The organism is Actinoalloteichus fjordicus (genome assembly GCF_001941625.1).
Classification (GTDB): Bacteria; Actinomycetota; Actinomycetes; order Mycobacteriales; family Pseudonocardiaceae; genus Actinoalloteichus_A; species Actinoalloteichus_A fjordicus.
In genome coordinates this window covers 542,961-559,462 of record NZ_CP016076.1, presented here as the reverse complement: position 1 = coordinate 559,462, position 16,502 = coordinate 542,961, and the positions used below count along the sequence as shown (strand labels likewise).

The window sequence follows — 16,502 nt, the reverse complement described above, 5'->3', positions numbered from 1 at the left end:
GCTCCGCAGGCCGAACCGCTGCCTGCCTGCCGGTTTCACGCGCTGGGCGTCAGACGCGTGGCCGTGGTGATCAACCGGTCCATCGCGTCCCCGTCCTTCGGGTCGTAGAGGCCGGCGAGCAGCTTCAGCACGAACCGTCGCATCAGGGGTTCGATCGGCATCCCGTACCGGGTCGCGGTGCGCATGACCAGCGGGTTTCCGATCAGCTTCGAGAAGATGTTGCCCATCCGGTAGTAGCCGCCCAGCGCCTGCTTGAGCGCGACGGGGTAGTGCCGGAGCGCCTGCTCCCGCGAGGCGGCGGTGGGTCGAGCCAGCGCGTGGATCACGCAGTCGGCGGCCAGCTTGGCGGATTCCATCGCATACGCGATGCCCTCGCCGTTGAAGGGGTTCACCATCCCGCCCGCGTCGCCGACCAGCAGCAGCCCGGCCTGGTAGTGCGGGGTCCGGTTGAAGCCCATCGGGAGGGCGGCGCCCTGGATCTTGCCGACGGCGTTCTCCTCGCGGAAGCCCCACTCCGCAGGCGTGCCCGCCAGCCAGGTCTTCATCAGCGCCCGGTAGTCGGTCTTGCCGTAGGCCTTGGAGGTGGAGAGGATGCCGAGCCCGGCGTTCACCGTGCCGTCGCCGACCGGGAACAGCCAGCCGTAGCCGGGCAGCTGACGGGGATTGGCCGCGTCACTGCGGTCCCACAGCTCCAGGTGGGACTCCAGGTAGTCGTCGTTGGTCCGGGGGCTGCGGTAGTACCGGCGGACGGCGACGCCCATCGGGCGGTTGTCCTGCTTGTCGATGCCCACCGACAACGCCAGCCGGGCCGACACCCCGTCGCACGCGATCACCAGCGGCGCACGGTAGGAGACCAGCGTCCGCTCCGGGCCCGTCTTGGCCCGGACGCCGGTGACCCGGCCGGTGCGGTCCTCGACGATGGCGCCGGTGACGGTCGTGTCCTGCTGCATCCTGGCACCCGCACGGACGGCGTGGCCTGCGAGCAGGTCGTCAAAGTCCTGCCTCGGGCGGACGACGCCGTAGGGCGGGAAGGTGGCCAACTGCGGCCAGTCCAGCTCCAGCGTCACCCCGCCGCCGAGGACGCGCAGGCCCTTGTTGTGCAGCCAGCCCGCTTCTTCGCTGGTGTCGATGCCCAGGTCGATGAGCTGCTTCACCCCGCGAGGCGTGAGCCCGTCGCCGCAGACCTTCTCCCTGGGGAAGGTCGACTTCTCCAGCATCAGGACGTCGACACCCGCCCTGGCCAGGTACGCGGCCATGGTCGCGCCCGCCGGACCCGCCCCGACCACGATGACCTGGGCGTCGTCACCGTCGCGACGCCTGCCGGCCTGCTCCGATGAGGTCACGTCATCGCCCCCGCTCATTCCACTCCTTGTGAACGAGTTCACTAAGTCTGCGGGGAAGTCTAGGTCACGGCGTCGACCCCCGTTCAGGCCGCCGGCCCGCCTCGACCGGTCGCCGGGGTGTAGCCCGCCCACGGCGACCGGAACGGGATCGAGAGACGGCCGAGGGCCCGGATCGCAGGAGTCTGCGACGAACTCCCCGCCCCCGGCGACCAGGTCAGATCACGCCGCGAGCCGGGAGGCGGCGGCCGGGAGCGGCAAGCGGGGACGCGCGGTCACCCGGTCGCCGACGGTGCGCGGTCCATCCGGTCCCGCCGTCGAGGCCCGACTCGGGAGGCCTGCGCGGCCGGGGCGGACCGGCGCGAGATCGAGACGAAACTCACGAAGACCTCACGCCGAACTCACCTCGGGGCTCAGAGCCTGTCTTTAATCCCCACTTTCGGAGTTGCGCGGGGCCAGCGCGGCGATCTGCGGCGTTGTCGTCAGTCAACATAACTCCGTTATGCCTCCTTCCTCCGCCTTGCAGCTCATCCACGCTGATCCCCGCTCACGACGGAGGAGGATCAAAGACAGGCTCTCAGGCGGGACGCGTGGCCCGGTGCAGGGCGACCGCGCCGAAGGTGAGGTCGCGCCAGGCGACCCGTTCCCAGCCCGCGGCGCCGATCAGCCGTGCCAGGCCCTCCTGGTCTGGCCAGGAGCGGATCGACTCGGTCAGGTAGGAGTAGGCCACCGGGTTCGAGGACACCAGGTTCGCGACCCAGGGCAGGGCGGTCAGCACGCCCTTGAAGTAGACCTCGCGGAACAACGGCATCGTCGGCGTGGAGAACTCGCAGATCACCAGGCGTCCGCCCGGCCGCACCACGCGGTACATCTCGCGCAGCGCCGCCTCGGTGTCGGCCATGTTCCGGATGGCGAACATGATCGTCAGCCCGTCGAAGGAGCCGTCGGCGAAGGGGAGCGCCAGCCCGTCCGCCGCGACCATCGGCACGTTCCGGCCTCGGCCACGGCGCAGCATGCCCAACGAGAAGTCGGCGGCGACGCACCACGCGCCGGAGCGGCCGATCTCCACGGTGGAGACTCCGGTGCCTGCGGCGAGGTCGAGAATCCGCTCGCCGGGAGCCGCGGCCAGGGCCTGCAACGCGGCCCGGCGCCAATAGCGGTCCATCCCACCGGTCAGCACCGTGTTGGTGCGGTCGTAGTGCTCCGCGACGCCGTCGAACATGTCGGCGACTTCCCGAGGATCCTTGTCCAGACCAGCCCTCACCACGACGCTCAGCCTACTGGGGCCCGGCGTGGTCGCGGCGTCCGGCGGGCGTGGCTGACGGCGCAGGCGGCGGCGATTCGAGCAGCGACCGCCCGGTGACCACCGGTGATCTGCTGTGATCGACGTCATCGGCCGCGCCACGACACGCGGGCGGCGGCGTCGGCGAGTCTCGACGGACGCCCCCGCACGACCGTCGACGTGAAGGCGCCCTCGGTCGCCCGCCGAGGCACGGGCCCGCGCGGCGGCGCGATGACCGAGACGTCGATGATCCGAACTCTTGGCTCAGTGATCTGGCGCACGTCATCTTCTGGTCGCATCGGAGACACCGGCGAGCGTCACGATAAGGCGGCATGACCCTCATGCCGTCCGTGTCAGGGCAGCCGATGGACCCCGGGCTGTTGTCCCGAGCGCTGGAGATCGCAGGCCGCCTCGCGGGCGACGCCGCCGACGTCATCATCGCCAAGGCGGGCCGAGGTGCCCGGCCTGCCGCCCGCGACTCGCCGTTCGACTGGGTGACCGACACCCATCGCACGCTGGAGCGGCACACCCGCCGGGTGCTCGCGGAGCACTTCCCCGACATCCCGCTGTTCGGCGCGGATGCGGGCCCGACCCCGGCTCCGGCAGTCGATCTCGGCGCCCGATCCGGACCGGTGTCACTGCGGTGGCTGGTCAGCGCCGTCGACGGCAACGCGAACTTCGTGGCGGGCGTGCCGTGGTGCGCCTACAGCCTGGCGATGCTCGACGCGACCGGTCCGCTGGTGGGAGCCGTCGCCGACCCCTTCCGAGGCCAGGTCTACGCGGGTGCGCGGGGGCGCGGCATGCGAGCCAACGGCACCCCGGTGACGCTCGGCGGCGGGCGGACCTCCACGGCGGGCGCGGTGGTGTGCACGGAACTCACGCGCACCGGGCTGTGGCCGGGGATGGTCGAGTTCACCCGCCTGGCCGCCCAGGCACACGCCGGGGTCCGGGTGCTCGGCTGCTCCGCACTGGCGATCACCCAGGTAGCCCTGGGCCAGGTGAGCGCCGCCGTGCTGCACGGCTGCCCGGAACGCGACGTCGCGGGCGCGCTCGCTCTGGCGGGCGAGGCGGGCGCGGTGATCTCGTGGCCCGCGTCCGCCGACGACCGGACCGGCGGACCGCTCGGCCCGGACGTCCTGCTGGTCGCCGCGCCGGGGGTGGCGGCGGAGGTCTCCGAGTGGTGGCGATGCGCGACGCTCTGACCTGCCCTCACGCGGCGAAGTGCCGTGAACCGCTGCCACGGGTGCTATTTATATGATATCTCTTTATGCGGCTCGGTGATCGTCTCTCGCTGCCACGTCTGCGAGCGAGGGACGGCCTCCGGACAGGAATCTCGGCGATGTCACCTTCGCCGCCACGACGAGCCGCGAGAAAGAGGAACCGACGATGCGTACACATCGAACGAGTTCTGACCGTGCTGACGCAGCCGCCTCGAGGGCAGGCTTAGGCGCCGCCAGACGCCGCCCGCTGTCGCCCCTGCTCGGCGTGCTGACAGCGGTCACCATCGCCCTGACCGGCTCGGTCGCGGCGTACGCCGAATCCGAGTCGCCCGCCGCGACCGGCGGCACCGGCACCGACCGCGAGGTGACCTTCACCGCCTCGGACGGCCTGGAACTGCACGGCAGCCTGCGGGTGCCCACGCACGCCAGGAAGCCGGTGCCCGCAGTCCTGCTGATCGCAGGCAGCGGCCCCACCGACCGCGAAGGGAACAGCTCGGGGATTTCCGGTGATGTCGGCACGCTGCGGAATCTGGCCGACACGCTCGCCAGGAACGGCATCGCCTCGCTGCGCTACGACAAGCTCGGCAGCGGGCAGACCGGCATGGGCCCGTACGCCGAGGACCCGGGCCGAGTCGACTTCGACGCCTATGTGGAACACGCCGCCGAGGGTCTGCGATTCCTCGCCGACCAGCCGGAGGTGAATCAGGACCGCCTGATGGTCACCGGACACAGCGAAGGCGGGCTGATCGCGCTCGTGCTCGCACAGGACGAGACGCTCGACGTGCCGCCGATCAGCTCCGTAGGGCTGCTGACCCCGGCGAGCCTGCGGTACCTGACCACCATCACCAATCAGCTCACCGCCCAGCTCGAAGCCGGGGTGGAAGCGGGCGTGCTGCCAAGGGAAGAGGCCGACGCCCTGCTCGCCTCCCTTGAGGAGATCGTCGAGTCGCTGCGAACGGACGGCAGGCTGCCCGACTCGGTGCCGCCGGAGCTGGCTTCCCTGTTCAACCCGTACAACGAGCGGTTCCTCCACAATGCCGACCAGTACGACCCGAGCGAGCTGGCCGCCACGCTGCCCACGGACGTCTCGGTCTACCTCGCCTGCGCCACCGCCGACATCCAGGTGGCCTGCTCCGACGTCGACCTGGTCCGCGCGGGACTCGCCGAGCGTCCGGCGGGCCACACCACGAACTCCACCCTCTACGGCGTCAACCATGTGCTGAAGGAGGTCGGCTCGGCGGGCTCAGACGGCAGCGAGTACGGCGAGCCGCTGCCCTTCTCGCGGCAGCTGCGGATCGAGCTGTCCTGGTTCGTCTTCACCCAGCTGCACCTGCGCTGATCGAACGGAGCTTCGCGGACCGGGTCTGCGCCCGGCACGTGCCCTGCGTGGCGTCGGCGTCCCCACGGCGGGCGGAGCGTCACGCAGGCCCGGTGCCGCAGTGCACCGGGCCGCATGATCGCCCAGCCTGCCGCGTCGGCGTGGATCGGTCGCGCGGCAGGCTTCCGTCGTCGCGATTCAGTCCGGCGTCAGGCGTCGTAGTCGACCACGAGTTCCCGGGAGGCGGGCTCGGCCTGGCAGGTGAGCACGAAGCCCGCCGCGATCTCCGCAGGCTCCAGCGCGTAGTTCCGCCGCATCGCGGCCTCACCCTCGACCACCAGTGCCCGGCAGGTGCCGCACACCCCGCCGCGACAGGCGAAGGGCAGGTCGGCCCTGATCCGTTGCGCCGAATCGAGCACCGGCTCGTCGGCGGGCAGGGTCATCTCGGTGCTGCGACCGTCCAGGATCACCGTGACGCGGCTGGTCGGGCCGCTCGCCACGTCGGCGGCCCGACGACGTGGGGCGGGCGGCGGCGCGTCGACGTAGAACAGCTCGCGACGAACCCGATCGCCGGGGACCCCCAGTTCGCCGAGCACCGCGCCCGCGTCCTCGACCAGCCCCACCGGCCCGCACAGCCACCAGCGGTCCACATCGGGGGTCGGCACCACCGAGGTGAGCAGTCGATACAGCCGATCCCGATCCAGCCTGCCGGAGAACAGCTCGACGGCGGTGGGCTCCCGGCTGAGCAGATGCACGACCTGGAGCCGCTCGGGATACCGGTCCTTCAGATCCGCCAGCTCCTCCGCGAACATCACCGTGTCGCCGCGCCGGTTGCCGTAGAGCAGCGTGGCGCGATGCCCCGGCCGGGCCAGCACACTGGTCAGGATCGACAGCACCGGCGTGATCCCGGAGCCTGCGGCCACGAAGCCGTGGTGCGCAGGCTCGGCCAGGTCCGGGGTGAACCGGCCCTGCGGAGGCAGCACCGCCACCCGATCGCCCACCCTGGCCTTCTCGACCAGCCAGGAGGACCACACTCCGCCGTCGACCCTTCGGACGCCGATCCGAGGGGATTCCCCTGCGCCCGAGCAGATCGAGTACGACCGGCGGGCCTCGTCCACCGGTTCTCCCGGCCGGGAGTCCGCCCACCGTGTCCCGGCCTGCCCCGCCGCCGTCGGCTGACCCTCGATGACGCCGTCCGCCGCGCGATCGGCCCGAGCGCCCGACCGCCGCAGCGTCAGGTACTGGCCGGGCCGGAAGTCGAACTCGGCCGCGTACTCCGGCGGAACGGCGAAGGAGACCGCCACGGCATCCGGGCACAGCCGGTCGATCCGGCTGATCGTCAACGTCCGAAACGCCGTCCGGCGACTCGGCGCAACAGCCGCGCTGCCTGCGCCCGGGCTGCCCGCTGACGGATCTGCGGCGGCCACTACAGCTCCTTGACGTGCTCGAAGGGCTCGGCACAGGCGAGGCAGCGTCGCAGGGACCGGCACGCGGTCGCGCCGAACCGCGACAGCTCCTCGGTGTCGACCGACTCGCAGCGCGGGCAACGGACACGCGGCGGCGGCGACGCCAGCCGCAGCGGCACCGGGCCCGCCGCGCGACCCCCGACCGGGCCGGGCGGCGCGATGCCGTGTGCGAGCAGCGTGCGTCTGCCGCGCTCGCTGATCCAGTCGGTGGTCCACGCCGGAGTCAGCACGGTACGCACCTCCACCTCCGAGCAGCCCGCGTCGACGAGGGAACGGCGCAGGTCGGTACGCATCTCCGCGATGGCGGGACACCCGGAGTAGGTCGGCGTGATCGTCACGAGCACCCGTCCGTCGGGGCGGATCTCGACGTCGCGCAGCACGCCGAGGTCGGCGAGAGTGAGCATCGGCAGTTCGGGGTCCGCGACGGACTCCGCGACGGCTCGCACCCGATCCGGTGTCGGCTCGGTCATCACCACACCGCCTCGGGGTCGGCCCTGGCCTCGTACTGCATCTCGGCCAACAGGTCGGTCAGCGCCGGGGTGTGCCTCCCCCATCGGCCCTGTCTGCCGGTCGGGTCCGGCACGGCGGCCGCGACGACACCGGGCGTCCATTCGTCGAGGTCGGCGGCGTGCAACACCTGTCGCAGGATCTCCGCCACCTCCTCGCGCAGGCTCTCCGGGTCCACCGCGACCCCGGCCGAGGCGAGGCCCTGCTCCACGGGATGCGAGACGAACAGCTCCCCGAGCCACGGCCGCACCCGCTCCAGCCCCTGCCCGGTCCGGCGGGCCGACTCGGCCGTCCCGTCGCCGAGTCGGACCACCCACTGCGCGGCGTGATCGCGGTGGTAGGCCAACTCCTTGACGCCCTTGGCCGCCACGGCGGCGAGCACCGGGTCCGCCGAGGCCGTCAACCGCTGGAAGCAGGCCAGCCGCCAGGTGGCGAAGACCAGCAGCCGGACCATCGTCGCGGCGAAGTCGCCGCCTGGGCCGGGACCACAGTCGATCTCGACGAGGACGACGTTGCGGAACTCCGGTGCGTGCCGGTGGTAGGCCAGCGTGTCCTCGGTGCGCCCGGCGCCCTGGACCTCACCGGCCCTCGTCAACAGCAGACGCGCCTGGCCGAGCAGGTCCAGGGCGATGTTGGCGATGGCGACGTCCTCCTCCAGCTCCGGACCTCGGGAGCACCACTCGGCAAGCCGCTGCGCCAGGATCAACGCGTCATCCCCGAGCATCAGGCAGTACTGCGCCAGTTCGGCCGGGTCGACGCCCGGCGGCAGTGCACGGTCCACCCTGGTCAGCGCGTCGTCGAACCCCGTGCCGTAGGCCCAGCGCGTGTCCTCGTGCTCGTCGGCCAGCGCCTCGTAGGCGTTGTCGAAGGACACCTCCTCGGACCTCCTTCTTCCCAGGTCTACAGGTGCGGGACGTCGTCGGGGATCGCGTAGAAGGTCGGGTGGCGGTAGATCTTGTCGCCGCTGGGCGCGAAGAACGCGTCCTTCTCGTCCGGGCTGGACGCGGTCACCGAGGCGGCGGGGACCACCCAGATGCTGACGCCCTCGTTGCGCCGGGTGTAGAGGTCGCGGGCGTTACGCAAAGCCATCGGGGCGTCGGGTGCGTGCAGCGATCCGACGTGGACGTGGTTGAGGCCGCGCTTGCCCCGGACGAAGACCTCGAACAACGGCCAGCCCGCCCGAGGCGGTCCGGCGTCCCGCCCGGCGGTCGGCTCCGTCACGTCCCGGCCTCCGCCGCGTCGACCCGCGCGGTGCCCGCCGCGCGCTTGGCCGCGTGCGCGGTGGCCGCCTCGCGCACCCAGGCGCCCTCATCGTGTGCCCGCCTGCGATGGGCGATCCGCTCCGCATTGCACGGTCCGTCGCCGCGCACCACCTGGTACAGCTCGTCCCAGTCCGGCGTGCCGAAGTCGTGCGCCTCGCGGTCGGGGTTCCAGCGCAGTTCGGGATCGGGCAGCCGCACCCCGAGCCGGTCGGCCTGCGGGACCGTCATGTCGACGAACCGCTGGCGAAGCTCGTCGTTGGTATGGCGCTTGATCCGCCAGGCCATCGAGCGCGCGGTGTTGGGCGAGGAGCCCTCTGGTGGGCCGAACATCATCAACGACGGCCACCACCAGCGGTTCACCGCGTCCTGCACGGCCTCTCGCTGACGCGTCGTACCGCCCATCATGGTCATCAACAGTTCGTAGCCCTGCCGCTGATGGAAGGACTCCTCCTTGCAGATCCGGATCATCGCGCGCGCGTAGGGGCCATAGGAGGTGCGACACAGCGGCACCTGGTTGCAGATGGCCGCGCCGTCCACCAGCCAGCCGATGACGCCGACGTCGGCGAAGGTCAGCGTGGGGTAGTTGAAGATCGAGGAGTACTTCTGCCTGCCCTCGATCAGGCTCCGGGTCAACTCCGCACGTTCGGCGCCGAGGGTCTCGGCGGCGGCGTAGAGGTACAGCCCGTGGCCCGCCTCGTCCTGGACCTTCGCCAGCAGGACGGCCTTACGACGCAGCGTGGGCGCCCGCGAGATCCAGACGCCCTCCGGCTGCATCCCGATGATCTCGGAGTGCGCGTGCTGCGCGATCTGTCGGATCAGAGTGGCCCGGTAGCCGTCGGGCATCCAGTCGCGTGGCTCGATCCGGCTCTCCGACTCGACCAGGTGCTGGAAGTCTGCTTCGAGGGCCGACTCGTCGACGGGTCGGGCTAGGGCCACGGCGCACCTCCTACCGCGTGATCCGTGCCACTCATGTTACACCTGAGCCACGCGATGGAGCGTTGCTGTCACAAGCAGATTCCCCGCCTGGCCGTTGACGCCGGTCCGGCCTGGCACGCCTGCGGGGCCCGATCTCGATCACGCTCGCGGGCCCCGGCGCCTAAGAGCCTGTCTTTAATCCCCACTTTCCTGTTGCGCGGGGCCACCGCGGCGAAGGGGGATCGAAGACAGGCTCTACGGTCGGCTGCCGCGTCGCCTGCCCTCCTGCACTCGGACCCGCGGCCGAGGAGGCGGACTGCCTCGGCGTGACACCCGGACGCGACGACAACCCCCGGCGTGCCCCGACCGTCCCTAGATCGTGACCGAGACGACCGCCCCCACCGCGCCGACCGCCGACCTCGACCTGCTGCAGACCGCAGCCGGACTCGCCCACCAGGCAGGTCGACTGGCCGCGGACCAGTTTCACGGCGATCGAAGACGGGCCACGGTCACCGACGAGGACGGCGTGACCGACGTCGAGCGTGCCGTCGAAGAGTCGATTCGGGCGCGACTCGCCGTCGAGGCGCCCGCCGACGGCGTCCTCGGCAGGCTCGGCGACGGCGAGCCCGGCCGGAGCGGGCGGCGCTGGGTGATCGATCCGCTCGACGGCGTCCCGTTCTTCGCGGGCGGAATCCCGCTGTTCACGCTGCTGCTGACCTGTGAGGATTCTCACGGAGCCGTGGCCGGTGTCATCGTGATGCCCATGCAGCAGGAGCTGCTGTACGCGGGACGCGGGCGAGGCACCCGGCTGTTCGCCGGGCCCGATCTCGCGTTGGAGCGGGCCCGGCCGTCTCGGATCGCTCGGCGCGAGGGCGACCCGGTGACGGACCGGGTGCTGTGGCCGGAGGACGTGGGCGGCGTGCCGTACAAGACCGCGCTGCTGGCCACCGGGCGCGCGGACGCGGTGGTCATCGCCGCACCGCCCCCGGCGCGGTGGTGGACGCCGCTGCCGCTGATCGTGCGAGAGGCTGACGGGCTGATCGCCGATGCCATCGGCGATGCGTCCGGTCGGGGCACGCTGCTGGCCTGCGCGCGGACCAGGCACGACGAGCTGCGCGGCGAACTGTTCGACCAGTGAGCCGCAAGGCCGGTCCGCCGCCTGCGCGTCGGGGGCGGGTAGGCGGCGGAGCGGCTAGTCCGCAGGCGGGTCGGTCCGGTCCGCCGTTCCCCGTGACGCAGCGGGCTCGGCCGCTGGCCGGGAGCGGCACACCAGCCAGACGGCGGTCAGCAGCACCGCCCAGGTCGACAGCAGCACGATGGACACGGGCAGCAGCGTGAGGCCGAAGTCCCGGCCCGCGACCCGGACCAGGTCCGGCTCCTCCCGGTCGTATTCGACGCGCACCAGGTCCCGCTCGGTCAGCCCCGCCGGATAGAGCACCCCGGTCTGTGGACTGTGCACGGCGCCCTCTGGCGTGTTGTACCTGATCAGGGTCCTCGGCAGTGAGACGGAGAGCACTTCGGCCGTGGTCTCGCCGAGATCGGCCTCGATGCGGGCATCGCTGACCCGCGCCCCGGACACGAGCAACACGCTCATGAGGGTGACGAGCACCCCGAGGCCGAGCAGCATGATCGTGGTCCACCGACGGGGCCGGGAGAGTCGGGACCAACCGCTTCGCCGACCACCGCGCCCGGATCTCCTCGACTCCGACACGACAGCGAACTCTAGTCGCCCTCAGCCGGTGTCTGGTCGTTCCCGGCAGGTCTCGGCGGTGGCGTCGCCCGTCCTCGTGGTGTGGTCAAGCCGACTAGCAGTCTCACGACGGAGCCTTTTACCCTCAACGAGTGAATACTGCCTCCCGTCAGGCGCTTGTGGGCAGGCTGCGAGCACGCACAGTGGCAGCAGACTCGGATGCTGACCTGCTGGCGATGCTCCCCAACCCCGAACCGGTGTTCTCCTGGGTTCACGGTGGAGAAGGCCTGGTCGGTTGGGGTGAGGCCGCCCGGATCGAGGTCAAGGGAGCAGACCGCTTCGCGGCGGCCGAGCGGTGGTGGTCCGAGCTGGTCGCCACCGCGGAGGTCGAGGACACGATCGGCCGTCCCGGCACCGGTCTGGTGGCCTTCGCCAGCATGAGCTTCGCCGACGAACCGGGCAGCTCGGTGCTGATCGTGCCGAGAGTGGTGGTGGGCAGACGCGACGGAGCCACCTGGCGGACCGAACTCCACGAGGGCGACGACGCTCCGATCACGCCGATCGTCCAGCCGGTGCGTCGGGTGCGGGTGACCCGCTACTCGGAGGGCAGGCTCTCGGTCACCGACTACCGCAAGGCGGTCGCGCGAGCGGTGGAGCGCATGCGGGCGGGCGAGCTGGCGAAGGTGGTGCTCGCGCACGATCTCGTCGCCGAGACGGACTCGCCGCTGGATCAACGCTTCCTGCTGCAGAACCTGGCCGCGCGGTACCCCAGCTGCTGGGCGTTCGCCGTGGACGGCCTGGTCGGCGCGACTCCGGAGCTGTTGCTGCGCAAGACCGGCGAGACGGTCGAGTCCCGCGTGCTGGCGGGCACCGCGTGGCCGGGGTCCGGCGAGTCGGCGGAGTCGAGACTGGACTCGGCGAAGAACCGCAGTGAGCACGAGTTCGCGGTCCGCTCCCTCGCCGAGACGCTGCGGCCCTACTGCACGGAACTGGACGTTCCTCAGACGCCGAGCGTGCTGCGACTGCCGAACGTGGCCCATCTGGCCAGTGAGGTCAGCGGCAGGCTCGACCCCGCGAAGACGACCGGCCCCGGCGCCCTGCTGCGCCTCGGTCACGCCGTGCATCCGACGGCTGCGGTCGGCGGCACGCCGCGAACCGAGGCCGTCGCGCTCATCGCCGAGTTGGAGGCCATGGACCGAGGCCGGTACGCGGGCCCCGTCGGTTGGATCGACGCCCGGGGCGACGGCGAGCTGGGCATCGCACTGCGCTGCGCTGAGCTGCGCGGCTCACTCGTCCGTCTGTTCGCGGGCTGCGGCATCGTCTCCGATTCGGACCCCGACGCCGAGGTGCGCGAAGCCGCCGCGAAGATGCTCCCGATCCGCGACGCCCTCGAGTCGGCCTGATCGACGGCGTCGTCCGGCCCGGTCGGCAGCTGGTCGCCACGGCGGCGACCACACCTCAGTCTGCGGCTCGCAGTGCCGAGGTGACGCAGGCGCGCAGTGCGGCGTGCAGTGTGCGCAGGACGGAGCGATCAGTGCGCACCTCGACGACCCGCAGGCCCGGTCGCGGTCGGAGTGCATCGCGGAGGTGCGCGGGCGACTCGACGAGGGTGTGCTCGACGCCGTACGCCGCGCACAGCGGGGCGAGCGCCACACCGTGCGGCGTGGCGAACACTCGCTCGAAGGACTCCCGATGCTCGGGAGCTCCCTGTTCGAGCAGCTCGAAGATGCCGCCGCCGTCGTCGTTGACGACCACGATGGTCAGGTCGGGACGCCGTTCCGCCGCGCCGACGAGCAAGCCGTTGACGTCGTGCAGGAACGTCAGGTCGCCGAGCAGGGCGTAGCAGGCGGGCACGGCAGCCGGGGCGGTGTCGTCGGCCGGATCGGCGACGGGGCCGGGCTGGTCTCCGACGGCCGCGCCGGTGGCGTCGGCGAGTTCCGCGACCGCAGGGCAGGCAGCGCGGGCGGACAAGGCCAGGGCGGCGCCGACCGAGGTCGAGACGGTGCCGTCGATCCCGGCCGCACCCCTGTTGCGCAGCACCCGCAGGTCAGGGCGGGCTCGAGCGCTCAGCGCGACGTCCCTGGCGGGATTCGAGGATCCCACCACCAGCAGGGCCCCCGCAGGCAGCGCGTCGACCAGCTCCGTCGCGTACCGCAGCGCGGTCGACGTCGTCTGCTCCGCCTGCAGCGCGGCCACCGCACCGGCTGCGGCGCGGTCAGCTCGCTGCCAAGCGGCCAGCCAGCCGGGATCGGCGGGAACGATCGAGTCGACGATGCCGTCGCCGACGGCCAGGACGTCGTTGGCGGGCGCCACCGCCTCGGATGCGCAGAGCAGCAGCACGTCGACGTCCCGGTCTGCCAGCAGGGCCTGTACCTGCCGGAAGACCGTCGGCCTGCCGACGCACACGACCTGCTCCGGCCGATGGTCGGCGAGGAAGGCCTGGTCAGCCAGCAGGTGCATCCCGGCGGGCAGGGTCGTCGCGCCCGGCACTCCGACGCCGCCCGTCTCGGCGAGCAACGGCCAGCCGTTGCGCTGCGCCCAGGCCGCGATCGACGCGACGTCGACGGTGCCGTCGGGTTCGGCGAGCAGCACGAGACCGCGCGCGGTCGCGGGCCGCAGGGGCGCACTCGCCGCCGAACGAACCCGCCTGGTCCAGCCACCGCCGTCGACACGACCCTCCAGCGGCTCGCACCACTGCCCGTCGCCGACGGGCAGCAGCGGCTCGCGCAACGGGACGTTGAGCTGCGCCGGTCCCGCAGGCCCGGCGGCCCCGGCTGCGGCATGCCAGGCCCGGCTGACCTGGCTGCGCCAGTAGGCCTGCTGTCCCGGCCGGTTCTCCGCCACGCCCAACTCGGCGAACAGACGCGCGGCCGAGCCGTAGAGCCGATGCTGGTCGATCACCTGGTTGGCGCCTGCCGCCCGCAGCTCGGCGGGCCGGTCGGCGGTGACCACCAACAGACTCACGCACGCCCGATCGGCCTCGGCGACGGCAGGGTGCAGGTTCGCCGCCGCAGTGCCCGAGGTGCAGAACACCGCCGAGGCCCGACCCGTCGCCTTCGCCGCGCCGAGGGCCAGGAACCCCGCGCCCCGCTCGTCGACCCGGACGTGGAGTTCCAGCCGGCCTGCCCCGGCCGCCTCCGCCAACGCCAGGGAGAACGGGGCGTTGCGGGAGCCGGGGCACAGGACCGCAGTGCGCAGCCCGTGCCGGATCAGCTCGTCGACGATCACCCGCGCCTGGGCGGTGGATGGGTTCACGGTCGTTTCGGGAACTTGTCGAAGTCGGGAGCGCGCTTCTCCCGATAGGCGTTGCGCCCCTCCTGGGCCTCCTCGGTCATGTAGAACAACAGCGTCGAGTCGCCCGCGAGCTGCTGCACGCCTGCCAGCCCGTCGTCGACGGCGTTGTGCGAGGCCTTGAGCATCCGCAGTGCCAGCGGCGAGTGGCGCAACATCTGCCGGGCCCAGTTCACCGTCTCGCGCTCCAGCTCGGCGAGCGGGACGACCGTGTTGACCAGCCCCATCTCCTCGGCCTCCGCGGCGTCGTACTGCCTGCACAGGTACCAGATCTCTCTGGACTTCTTCTGCCCGACGATCCTGGCCAGCAGGCCGGAGCCGTAGCCGCCGTCGAAGGAGCCGACCTGCGGCCCGGTCTGGCCGAAGCGGGCGTTGTCCGCCGCGACGGTCAGGTCGCACACGATGTGCAGGACGTGTCCGCCGCCGATGGCGTAGCCCGCAACCATGGCGATCACCGGTTTGGGGGTCCGCCGGATCTGCACCTGGAGATCGAGCACGTTGAGCCTGCCGATGCCCTTGGTGGCGACCGGGTCGTTCGGGTCATGCCCGATGTAGCCGTCATCGCCACGAATGCGCTGGTCACCACCGGAACAGAACGCCAGGTCGCCCTGCCCGGTGAGGATGATCACACCGATCTGGTCGTCGTCGCGGGCCCGGTTGAACGCGTCGGACAACTCGAAGAGCGTCTTCGGCCGGAAGGCGTTGCGAACCTCGGGGCGGTTGATCGTGATCTTCGCGATGCCTTCGGCGACCTCGTACCGGATGTCCTGGTACTCGCCTGCGGATCGCCAGTCACAGGCGAGTTCGATGGAGGAGTGCGCGGGATCGGTCACCCGCCTAGGCTAGCCGGCGGTGACACGAAAATCGCTTGTGGCCCTGGACACCGACCACACGGCGCGGACGACCGGGCTGGTGGTCGACGCCGTGGCGCGGGCACTGGACGGCGGTCCCGCCCTGCTGCCGCTGCCTGCCGACCCCGAGGACGAGCGGGCCAGACTCGTGGCCGCGCTGCGTCCGGACCAGCCGGTGGACGACGACGCCGTAGCCGTGATCGTGCCCACCTCGGGATCCACCGGCACCCCCAAGGGCGTGCTGCTCACCGCCGCCGCCCTCCGGGCCTCCGCCACGGCGACCCACGATCGGCTGGGCGGAGCCGGTCGCTGGCTGCTCGCGCTGCCGGTGCGACACATCGCGGGCATCCAGGTGGTCACCCGCTCGCTGCTCGCGGGCGCGGCGCCGGTCGTGCTCGACTCGGCAGCGGGCTTCCGTCCCGACCGCTTCGCTGCTGCGGCGCAGGCGACGCTCGCGGACGGCGGACGCTGCTACACCTCGCTGGTGCCGACCCAGCTCTCCCGGCTGGTGACCGAGGGCGGCGCGGGCCTGGCCGCCCTGCGTCGCTTCGACGCGGTGTTGTGCGGCGGGGCGGCCACCCCGCCCGCGCTGCTGGCCAGGGCGCTGGCCGAGGGGGTCGCGGTGCGCACGACCTATGGCATGAGCGAGACCGCGGGCGGCTGCGTCTACGACGGGCTGCCCCTCGCCGACGTCGGTGTCCGGCCTGCTCCGGGCACCGGTCCGGCGCCGGTGGCGCTCGCGGGCCCGATGCTGGCCCTCGGCTACCGCCTCGATCCCGAGGGAAGTGCGGCGGCGTTCGTCGACGGCTGGTTCCAGACCGGCGATCTCGGGGAGGTCGACGAACACGGCGTCCTCCAGGTCCTGGGACGCGCCGACGACCTGATCAACAGCGGCGGGGTCAAGATTGCCCCGGTGCTGGTGGAGCAGGTGTTGACCGCGCAGCCCGGTGTCGCGGAGGCCTGCGTGGTGGGGCTGGGCGACCCCGAGTGGGGGGAGCTGGTCGCCGCCGTGGTGGTGCCGGTCGACGCCGCCAGTCCACCCGAGACCGCCGGGCTCCTGGCGGCCGTCCGGGACCGGCTGGGCGCGGCCTCGACGCCGAAGATCTGCCGTGTTGCCCCTTCGCTACCGGTACGCGGTCCCGGCAAGGTCGACCGGCTGGCGGTCCGCGCGCTGCTGCTCGACCGCCGAGACGGCCGAGACGGCCGAGACGGCTGAGACAGCTGAGACAGCTGAGACAGCTGAGACAGCTGAGAGCCGAGGCTTTCCGGGTGCACCACTCGCCTCGGCGGGACGGTGGACGCCTGGAACGCTCCCCGATCGCCGCGGTCGGCGCACTCCGCCGTCCGCGGGTATTCCCGA

15 protein-coding genes are annotated in these 16,502 nt (G+C 72.0%); 5 read left to right on the top strand and 10 right to left on the bottom strand.

Going from position 1 to position 16,502, the window contains the following annotated elements:
- Positions 1–35 precede the first annotated feature (35 nt).
- Positions 36–1,361 (bottom strand): geranylgeranyl reductase family protein, encoded by a 1,326-nt coding sequence (locus tag UA74_RS02535; RefSeq protein WP_075738532.1) that lies wholly within the window; start codon positions 1,359–1,361, stop codon positions 36–38.
- Between the two features lie 556 nt (positions 1,362–1,917).
- Positions 1,918–2,607 carry a demethylmenaquinone methyltransferase gene (locus UA74_RS02530; RefSeq protein ID WP_075738530.1) on the bottom strand — a complete coding sequence of 230 codons (690 nt, stop codon included), beginning with the start codon at positions 2,605–2,607 and terminating at the stop codon, positions 1,918–1,920.
- Positions 2,608–2,954: 347 nt separating this feature from the next.
- On the opposite strand from UA74_RS02530, the gene UA74_RS02525 reads away from it, so the two are divergent.
- Complete coding sequence (locus UA74_RS02525; RefSeq protein ID WP_075738528.1) at positions 2,955–3,824, top strand: inositol monophosphatase family protein; 870 nt, start codon at positions 2,955–2,957, stop codon at positions 3,822–3,824.
- Between the two features lie 283 nt (positions 3,825–4,107).
- Positions 4,108–5,181 carry an alpha/beta hydrolase gene (locus UA74_RS02520; RefSeq protein WP_198042905.1) on the top strand — a complete coding sequence of 358 codons (1,074 nt, stop codon included), beginning with the start codon at positions 4,108–4,110 and terminating at the stop codon, positions 5,179–5,181.
- A gap of 188 nt (positions 5,182–5,369) precedes the next feature.
- On the opposite strand, the gene UA74_RS02515 is transcribed toward UA74_RS02520, so the two are convergent.
- From UA74_RS02515 to paaA, 5 genes are read right to left on the bottom strand one after another with little or no spacing between them, the layout of a single operon-like run.
- Entirely contained in the window at positions 5,370–6,587 is a 1,218-nt protein-coding gene (locus UA74_RS02515) for a 2Fe-2S iron-sulfur cluster-binding protein (protein ID WP_075738526.1), read from the bottom strand.
- The gene (gene paaD / locus UA74_RS02510; RefSeq protein ID WP_075743327.1) at positions 6,587–7,096 is read right to left on the bottom strand and encodes a 1,2-phenylacetyl-CoA epoxidase subunit PaaD; all 510 of its coding nucleotides are present in this window, start codon (positions 7,094–7,096) and stop codon (positions 6,587–6,589) included. The genes UA74_RS02515 and paaD overlap by 1 nt, the downstream gene beginning before the upstream one ends.
- Positions 7,096–8,007 (bottom strand): 1,2-phenylacetyl-CoA epoxidase subunit PaaC, encoded by a 912-nt coding sequence (paaC, locus tag UA74_RS02505; RefSeq protein WP_075738524.1) that lies wholly within the window; start codon positions 8,005–8,007, stop codon positions 7,096–7,098. The genes paaD and paaC overlap by 1 nt, the downstream gene beginning before the upstream one ends.
- 26 nt (positions 8,008–8,033) lie before the next feature.
- Positions 8,034–8,354 (bottom strand): 1,2-phenylacetyl-CoA epoxidase subunit PaaB, encoded by a 321-nt coding sequence (paaB, locus tag UA74_RS02500; RefSeq protein WP_075738522.1) that lies wholly within the window; start codon positions 8,352–8,354, stop codon positions 8,034–8,036.
- Entirely contained in the window at positions 8,351–9,331 is a 981-nt protein-coding gene (paaA, locus tag UA74_RS02495; protein ID WP_075738520.1) for a 1,2-phenylacetyl-CoA epoxidase subunit PaaA, read from the bottom strand. Before paaA ends, paaB begins: the two co-directional genes overlap by 4 nt.
- Before the next feature lie 358 nt (positions 9,332–9,689).
- Between paaA and UA74_RS02490 the strand changes: the two genes are divergently transcribed.
- Positions 9,690–10,448, top strand: a complete 759-nt coding sequence (locus UA74_RS02490; RefSeq protein WP_075738518.1) for an inositol monophosphatase family protein — start codon at positions 9,690–9,692, stop codon at positions 10,446–10,448.
- Between the two features lie 54 nt (positions 10,449–10,502).
- Here UA74_RS02490 and UA74_RS02485 read toward each other — a convergent pair whose 3' ends face one another.
- The gene (locus UA74_RS02485; RefSeq protein ID WP_157433955.1) at positions 10,503–10,937 is read right to left on the bottom strand and encodes a DUF3592 domain-containing protein; all 435 of its coding nucleotides are present in this window, start codon (positions 10,935–10,937) and stop codon (positions 10,503–10,505) included.
- 215 nt (positions 10,938–11,152) lie between these two features.
- Here UA74_RS02485 and UA74_RS02480 point away from each other — a divergent pair, with 215 nt between their 5' ends.
- Positions 11,153–12,403 (top strand): isochorismate synthase, encoded by a 1,251-nt coding sequence (locus UA74_RS02480; protein WP_232237605.1) that lies wholly within the window; start codon positions 11,153–11,155, stop codon positions 12,401–12,403.
- Between the two features lie 55 nt (positions 12,404–12,458).
- On the opposite strand, the gene menD is transcribed toward UA74_RS02480, so the two are convergent.
- Both menD and menB read right to left on the bottom strand, forming a co-directional pair.
- A complete protein-coding gene (gene menD, locus UA74_RS02475; RefSeq protein ID WP_075738516.1) occupies positions 12,459–14,255 on the bottom strand; it encodes a 2-succinyl-5-enolpyruvyl-6-hydroxy-3-cyclohexene-1-carboxylic-acid synthase in 1,797 nt (598 codons plus the stop codon).
- Positions 14,252–15,124: a 1,4-dihydroxy-2-naphthoyl-CoA synthase gene (gene menB / locus UA74_RS02470; RefSeq protein WP_083682869.1), complete on the bottom strand. Its 873-nt coding sequence runs from the start codon at positions 15,122–15,124 to the stop codon at positions 14,252–14,254. The genes menD and menB overlap by 4 nt, the downstream gene beginning before the upstream one ends.
- Positions 15,125–15,143: 19 nt before the next feature.
- Between menB and menE the strand changes: the two genes are divergently transcribed.
- Positions 15,144–16,358 carry an o-succinylbenzoate--CoA ligase gene (menE, locus tag UA74_RS02465; protein ID WP_083682868.1) on the top strand — a complete coding sequence of 405 codons (1,215 nt, stop codon included), beginning with the start codon at positions 15,144–15,146 and terminating at the stop codon, positions 16,356–16,358.
- The last annotated feature ends 144 nt before the right edge of the window (positions 16,359–16,502 follow it).